This is a genomic window from Lactiplantibacillus sp. C232, assembly GCF_023806725.1.
Classification (GTDB): domain Bacteria; phylum Bacillota; class Bacilli; order Lactobacillales; family Lactobacillaceae; genus Lactiplantibacillus; species Lactiplantibacillus plantarum.
In genome coordinates this window covers 1-6,201 of the sequence record NZ_JAMSKZ010000033.1, presented here as the reverse complement: position 1 = coordinate 6,201, position 6,201 = coordinate 1, and the positions used below count along the sequence as shown (strand labels likewise).

The following is a 6,201-nucleotide window of genomic DNA, read 5'->3' as shown; positions in this document are numbered from 1 at the left end:
CAATATTAAAAGCTTTATCAAGAACCGGCAACTCATCAAAAATATGACTACCGGCCGATTATCAAATGGTCCCGTCGAAGGTGTGAACCGTAAAATCAAGCAAATCAAAAGAACCGCATATGGTTACAAGAACTGGCAAAACTTTATTTATCGAATTCAAAATCAAAATCGAAAAAAAGAACCCAATTCGTAAATGAATTGGATTCTAAATATAACTTCATCAATACCGGTTGACAGAGACCCATTTTTCCAAAATAAGAGGCCGTTTTCCGCATTGTATCGATAGACGGTTTCTTATTGCCAGATTCCATCTTAGTATACATGGAATAACTAATCCCTATGCCTTCAGCTGTTTCCACTTGAGTTTGTTTTAGTTCTTGTCTAGCCTTTCGTAAAGTATTCTTAAATAAGCACCTCCATCACTAGGAGTGTTAGTCAACACTTTTAGTAAAAATACTTATTCCACTCTTTTATTTCACTATAAGTGATAGTATGCTATAAATAAATACAAGGAGTGAAAAAGATGACTAAAGGACAACGCATAGCTGAAATGCGTAAACGTAAAGATGAAAGTCAAAATGTACTTTCTAAGGTTCTTCACGTTAGTCCAAGTACTATTGGAATGTGGGAAACCGACCAACGTGCAATAAAAGACGAAGATTTATCCAAATTAGCAGACCACTTTGGTGTTACCACAGATTATATACTAGGGAGAAAGGTTGATTTGGGTAATGTGCCTGTTGCTGCACATATAGATGGCGACTTTGAAGATTTATCCGATGAGGAACGTCAAGAAATAAATGACTACATCGAGTTCAAAAAAGCGCAATTCAAAAAACGCAAAGAGAATGAGAATAAGGACTGAGGCTTTTGGACAAAATCGAACAATTGATGGCAAAGTATCCGGATATTAATTTCTATTTTGAACCAATGCCTATCAAGCTCGGCGGAATAGCCATCGAAAATCAAGTCACAATTAATTCTAAAAAAGTAAAACTGAACAGTTTCAATGGTTATTGGAAGAAATAGGCCACGTTAAAACATCAGTCGGTGATATCAGTGACTATGACTCCCTTTCCAATATGAAACAGGAACATGAAGCACGCACTTGGGGGTTTAAACAACAAATGACACGCTCACAGTTAGATAAACTAAGAAAGTGTTATGCTGAAAATGATTATGAGTTAGCCGATGATTTGGGAATTCAAGTTGATTACTTACATGAAGTTGGACAAAGTTACGGACTACATTACAAGCATGTTCGCTAATTAATTTAGTATTTTCTCTAATAAATTGGAATGAAGGAATCTACCATGGCAAAAAATTGCGACGTATGCGGTAAAAAGATTAGCTTTGTATCGGGAGTTAAAGTGAAGAACGGTAATATTTGTGATACTTGCGGAGAAAAAATTGGTTTAAACTCCAGCATGGCGTCTTTAGCTGTTGCAGAGTTATTAGACATTGATGACATAAAGCAAGCACAACTTAACAATATTGAAATTGATCCTAAAAAAGTATTGTCTACCTATAAGCAAAATACTAAGAATGGCTTAAAAGAACCAATCTATTCAATTATCTCTAACTCTCAAAATCAAGTTCTACATATGGAAAAATCCGAATCAATCTCTGATTCTAAACATTATTGCGCAATATGTGGAAAAAAAGTTGGATGGTTATCTAGTTCATCCCTACAAGATGGTAAAATCTGCGATACTTGTGGAGCAAAAATAGGGTTAGACAATAGTGCCGATGCAAATATAGTTGCCAAAGCTTTAACTATTAAAGACGTTGAAAAGTACAACACATCTCACACAAAGATTAATATCAAGCAAGCTATATTCGATAGCAAAACTGAATATGAGAAATTGCTCATCACTTTCAAAAAAGAAGGCAATGGTCATGTTGGCAAAGTGTACATGGATAACAAACGACAACAGTTTTTGATTAAGCAAACATTTACCGAACACTTAGATGATACTCCACCTACACTTTACAACTACAGCGATTTAGAAAGCTATGATCCAATTGAAAATGGTACTACCATTGAAAAGAAACATGGCCTATCTCGTACGATTGCTGGTGGTTTAATTGCTGGCCCGACCGGTGCAGCACTTGGCGCTTTTTCAGGTAACAAAGCTTATGCGGCTGTTTCGAAAGTCTCAGTTGTCTTATACTTTAGCGGAGATCATCGTGTTGAAGCGGTTCTACTAAATACCGATACTAAAACGGATAGTGGTGAGTACCATGCCGTAAAACAGCTATTACTACGATTCTGTCACGAATTAGATAATATTATTGCTGAAAATAACAATGCTGCTAACACTGCAACATCAGCGCCTACTATTTCAACAGATACTGATCAATTAAGAGACTTAAAAGGACTGCTTGATGATGGCGTCATCACACAAGCAGATTTCGATGCTAAGAAGAAACAAATCTTGGGACTATAATATTATCAACTTACTAATGAATCGAAGGAATCTATCATGGCAAAAAATTGCGACGTATGTGGTAAAAAGATTGGTCTACTAACCATTAATCTTAAAACAAAAAATGGATTAATATGTGGCGACTGTGCAGAAAAAATTGGGTTGGGAATCGACTTTAAATCTGTATCTGTCGCTGATTATCTCACCATTGAAGATGTTAAAGAACATCAAAGCGCACATACTAAAATTGACGTCAAACAATATTTAGCTGATTTAAAAACTAAAGAAAAAGAAGCACGTATTGACGAAAGGAACGAGAAAAAATCAGAAAAAGATGCTAAGAAACAGGCTTATAAGAGCGAAAAACAACTGTTTATGGAGCATGGTGCGCGTGTTGCAGGAAAAATGCATGCCGACTTCAAGGATAAAAAGGTTCTATTTGACAAAGAGTTCTTAGTTGACCCAAAAACGGTTCCATTTAAGGACATTGTTTCCTATACTCCGACTACGGGCGGACATAGTGTTAGCAAGCATCATCGTGGCGCAAGAGGTATAGCTGGTGGCCTCATTGCTGGACCTGTTGGCGCTGTCGTTGCTGCTTCGACGGGTGGTAAAGATTACGACGTTATCAACGATGCTCACATTACCGTCAGTTTTAAAGATGGAACTACCAGGACCTTAAAATATGTAAACGCTGATTATAAATCTGATAGCCTATTGCTCAAGTCTTTAATGAACGACTATAACACTGGTATTTCGATCCTAGAAGCCATTATTGCGACAAATCAACAAGATATGTCTTCCATAACGGATTCTGCTAATGCCAATGATCAGCCAGACGTATCGATGACGGCATCTGATACTAAGCCGACTAGCAACCAAACCATCGATGCTGATGAATTAATAAAACTTAAGAGTCTTGTTGATGATGGCGTCATAACACAAGCAGACTTCGATGCTAAGAAGAAACAAATCTTGGGACTATAATATTATTATCAACCACTGGCTTCTATCAGCTAGTGATAACGCGAGTGTAGTTTAGTGGTAAAACGACAGCCTTCCAAGCTGTAGTCGCGGGTCCGATTCCCGTCACTCGCTTTGTATCATAATGCACGTCACCGTAGACGATAATACGGAATAAAAACAGTTCAAAGACAAAATGTAAACAATATATTTTAATAGATTAGTAATGTTCGTGTTCTAAACCCGTCGATTTCGACGGGTTTAAAAATGGAGGTTAATACAATGGCACTTGATAGAGAAATAATTAATGCAAACGGAACATAAGTTGAAGCATTTAGAAATAATGACATAGATGCAGATTTCATCAGTATTACTGATATTGCAAAATACAAAAATCAAGATAATCCAAATGATTTAATTCGCAACTGGATGCGATCGCGAAATACTATTGAGTATCTTGGCCTTTGGGAACAAATGAAAAATAATAACTTTAATACTGATAATTATCAGGAACTGCTCAATGAATCGGGTTCAAATACTTTTGTACTATCTCCCGCCAAATGGATTAAAGAAACAAATGCTATTGGTATTATTTCAAAATCTGGTCGCTACGGTGGTACTTATGCTCAATCTGATATTGCTTTCGAGTTTGCTTCCTGGGTATCACCTGAATTTAGATTATACTTAATTTCGGACTATCAACAGTTAAAACAAAGTGAATCAAGCCATCTGAATTTAGACTGGAACGTAAACCGAACACTTTCAAAAATCAACTATCAGATCCACACAGATGCAATTAAAGAGAAGCTCATCCCTTCTACTGTGTCAAAGAAACAAGCTGGTTATAAATACGCAAGTGAAGCAGATAGATTAAACATGGCACTCTTTGGAATGACCGCTAAACAATGGCGTAGTAGTGGAAAAAGAGGCAATCTCCGTGAAAGCGCCACATTAGAGCAATTGACAGTCCTAGCCAACCTAGAGAGTATGAATGCAGAGCTTATTAAAAATAACGTCTCAGAGTTCGAACGGACTATGCGATTAAATAATATGGCTAAGGACCAGATGGCAACATTATTAAAAAATAGTACTAGTATGAAACAGCTTAAAAACTTAACAGCACATAATTCACCAAAGAAACTTAATTAAGGGCATTAGCCCTTTTATTTAAGCCGCCAAAAGAACGTACGTTCGCTAAGTACTCACGGTTCAAATACGGTACATTTTGATATTCAAGAATAATTGAAAGGAGGCCTTATAATCATGGATTTTAGCAATCGTATAGAAGTCATAGAACACCTAAAAGATGATTTGGAATCTACAAACTGCAACTTTCTTAATACAGATATTCCCTTCCCAACAGATAAAGAAAGTTATCAACAGTTTATCCACACCATCAAATTTATGGACTCAACTATTACGGACTACGAACGTACAAGAAAGGAATGAGCTAAGTGCCACGTAAATGGACTCCACTTAAACGCTACCCCGGTGTTTACTCGTATCCAACCCAGAAAGGTAAACGTTATGGGACAAGGCGCAAGTATAAATCAAGTACTGGCAAGTCGGACTATTGGAGTAAGTCAGGATTCTTAAGTGCAGCCGATGCCGACTTACTTTTGAAAAAATTTGAGCTAGAACTAGCCACCGACAAAGTTGGCCAAATTGAAGGGCATAAAGTCACAGTAGACGCTTACTTCTGGCGAATCTATGACCGTAAAGTAAAACTCAACATCTGGCGGCCCATCACTTCTAGGAGCATGAAAAATTATTACAAGGAATGGTTTCAAGCGCCCTTTGGGAATGTCAAGCTTGATGAGCTCAGTCGCTCCGCCTACCAAGAATTTATTGATAGTTTAGCCGAAAAGGATCTTGCCAAAAACACGGTTGAACGAATTAACAGCGTGATGCAATTAATCATGAATGATGCCGAAACTAACGACATCATTTATAAAAATAAATTACGCCATATGAATATCAATGGTAAAGCACCGCGTGACCAGTCTCTATCTAAGGATGATTTTGATGCGTACATGAAGTACGCTAAGGAACATCTGAGTCGCTATGACTATAGTATGATCTATATGCTAACTCTTGGAGAACGTCGCGCGGAGTTAATGGGTCTGCGAACCCGTTCATCATTTCAATTTGAATTTGATGAGGTTAATCAACGTGAGGTCTGTGCCATTAAGTTCGACATGGGACGAACCTCGGAGGCCAAAGATGGTGGCCCGTTAAAGACGCCATCCGCATACCGAACAATCTGGGTCTACGGTGAAATGGTCGATACGATTCGGTTTGCTATTAAAGCATCAGATAATATCCTGATGAACTTAGGAAAACCAGTTCCACAGGATCACTTTCTATGGCTGAATCCTCAGACAGGTAATCCATTTCACCCGGCACAACCTTCAACGCTCATGAAGCGATTATCAGGAAAATGTGGGATTAAAGTTCATCCCCATCAGTTGCGTCATTACTTTGCTACTCGCGCAAAATCAGACCGCCTATCCGACTCAGATGTTATGCACTGGTTGGGACACGCCAATATCCAGCAAACTAACGACTACACCCGTGCTTCAAAAGAAGGTGCCATGAATGTATTTAACGGGATCAAAAACGACATTTGAAATTCTGTACCACCCGCTGTGCAAAATAAAAGAGGCTGTGACATAAGTCTCTAGAAACAAAGCAGGTCTGGAAAAATCTTCGGATTTTTCCAGACCTGTTTTTGATATAATAGAAAATAAAAAAAGAGCATCGGTCGCACCCGATACTCTACGAAATTATCCTCGAAAGGACATTCCTA

The 6,201-nt window shown here is 37.9% G+C and carries 7 protein-coding genes, 1 tRNA gene and 2 pseudogenes; 9 read left to right on the top strand and 1 reads right to left on the bottom strand.

The window, feature by feature from the left end:
* Positions 1–197, top strand: a pseudogene (locus MZO41_RS16310) (transposase); the annotation flags it as partial.
* A 63-nt stretch (positions 198–260) separates the two neighbouring features.
* Here MZO41_RS16310 and MZO41_RS16920 read toward each other — a convergent pair.
* Positions 261–383 (bottom strand): annotated as a pseudogene (locus MZO41_RS16920) (helix-turn-helix domain-containing protein); the annotation flags it as partial.
* A 140-nt stretch (positions 384–523) separates the two neighbouring features.
* Here MZO41_RS16920 and MZO41_RS16300 point away from each other — a divergent pair.
* The 8 genes from MZO41_RS16300 (at position 524) to MZO41_RS17030 (ending at position 6,022) form a co-directional block, all read left to right on the top strand.
* The gene (locus tag MZO41_RS16300) at positions 524–865 is read left to right on the top strand and encodes a helix-turn-helix domain-containing protein (RefSeq protein WP_013355295.1); all 342 of its coding nucleotides are present in this window, start codon (positions 524–526) and stop codon (positions 863–865) included.
* Positions 866–1,082: 217 nt separating this feature from the next.
* Entirely contained in the window at positions 1,083–1,268 is a 186-nt protein-coding gene (locus MZO41_RS16295; RefSeq protein WP_013355294.1) for a hypothetical protein, read from the top strand.
* A gap of 45 nt (positions 1,269–1,313) precedes the next feature.
* Positions 1,314–2,450, top strand: coding sequence for a DUF4428 domain-containing protein (locus tag MZO41_RS16290; RefSeq protein ID WP_164905393.1), 1,137 nt, complete (start codon positions 1,314–1,316; stop codon positions 2,448–2,450).
* A 36-nt stretch (positions 2,451–2,486) separates the two neighbouring features.
* Positions 2,487–3,416 (top strand): DUF4428 domain-containing protein, encoded by a 930-nt coding sequence (locus tag MZO41_RS16285; protein ID WP_049787978.1) that lies wholly within the window; start codon positions 2,487–2,489, stop codon positions 3,414–3,416.
* 40 nt (positions 3,417–3,456) lie between these two features.
* Positions 3,457–3,527, top strand: a tRNA-Gly gene (locus MZO41_RS16280).
* A gap of 213 nt (positions 3,528–3,740) precedes the next feature.
* Entirely contained in the window at positions 3,741–4,541 is an 801-nt protein-coding gene (locus MZO41_RS16275; RefSeq protein WP_252129712.1) for a KilA-N domain-containing protein, read from the top strand.
* Positions 4,542–4,655: 114 nt separating this feature from the next.
* A complete protein-coding gene (locus MZO41_RS16270; RefSeq protein ID WP_033098994.1) occupies positions 4,656–4,841 on the top strand; it encodes a hypothetical protein in 186 nt (61 codons plus the stop codon).
* Positions 4,842–4,846: 5 nt separating this feature from the next.
* On the top strand, positions 4,847–6,022 hold the full coding sequence (locus tag MZO41_RS17030) for a tyrosine-type recombinase/integrase (RefSeq protein WP_013355292.1): 1,176 nt from the start codon (positions 4,847–4,849) through the stop codon (positions 6,020–6,022).
* Positions 6,023–6,201: the final 179 nt, after the last annotated feature.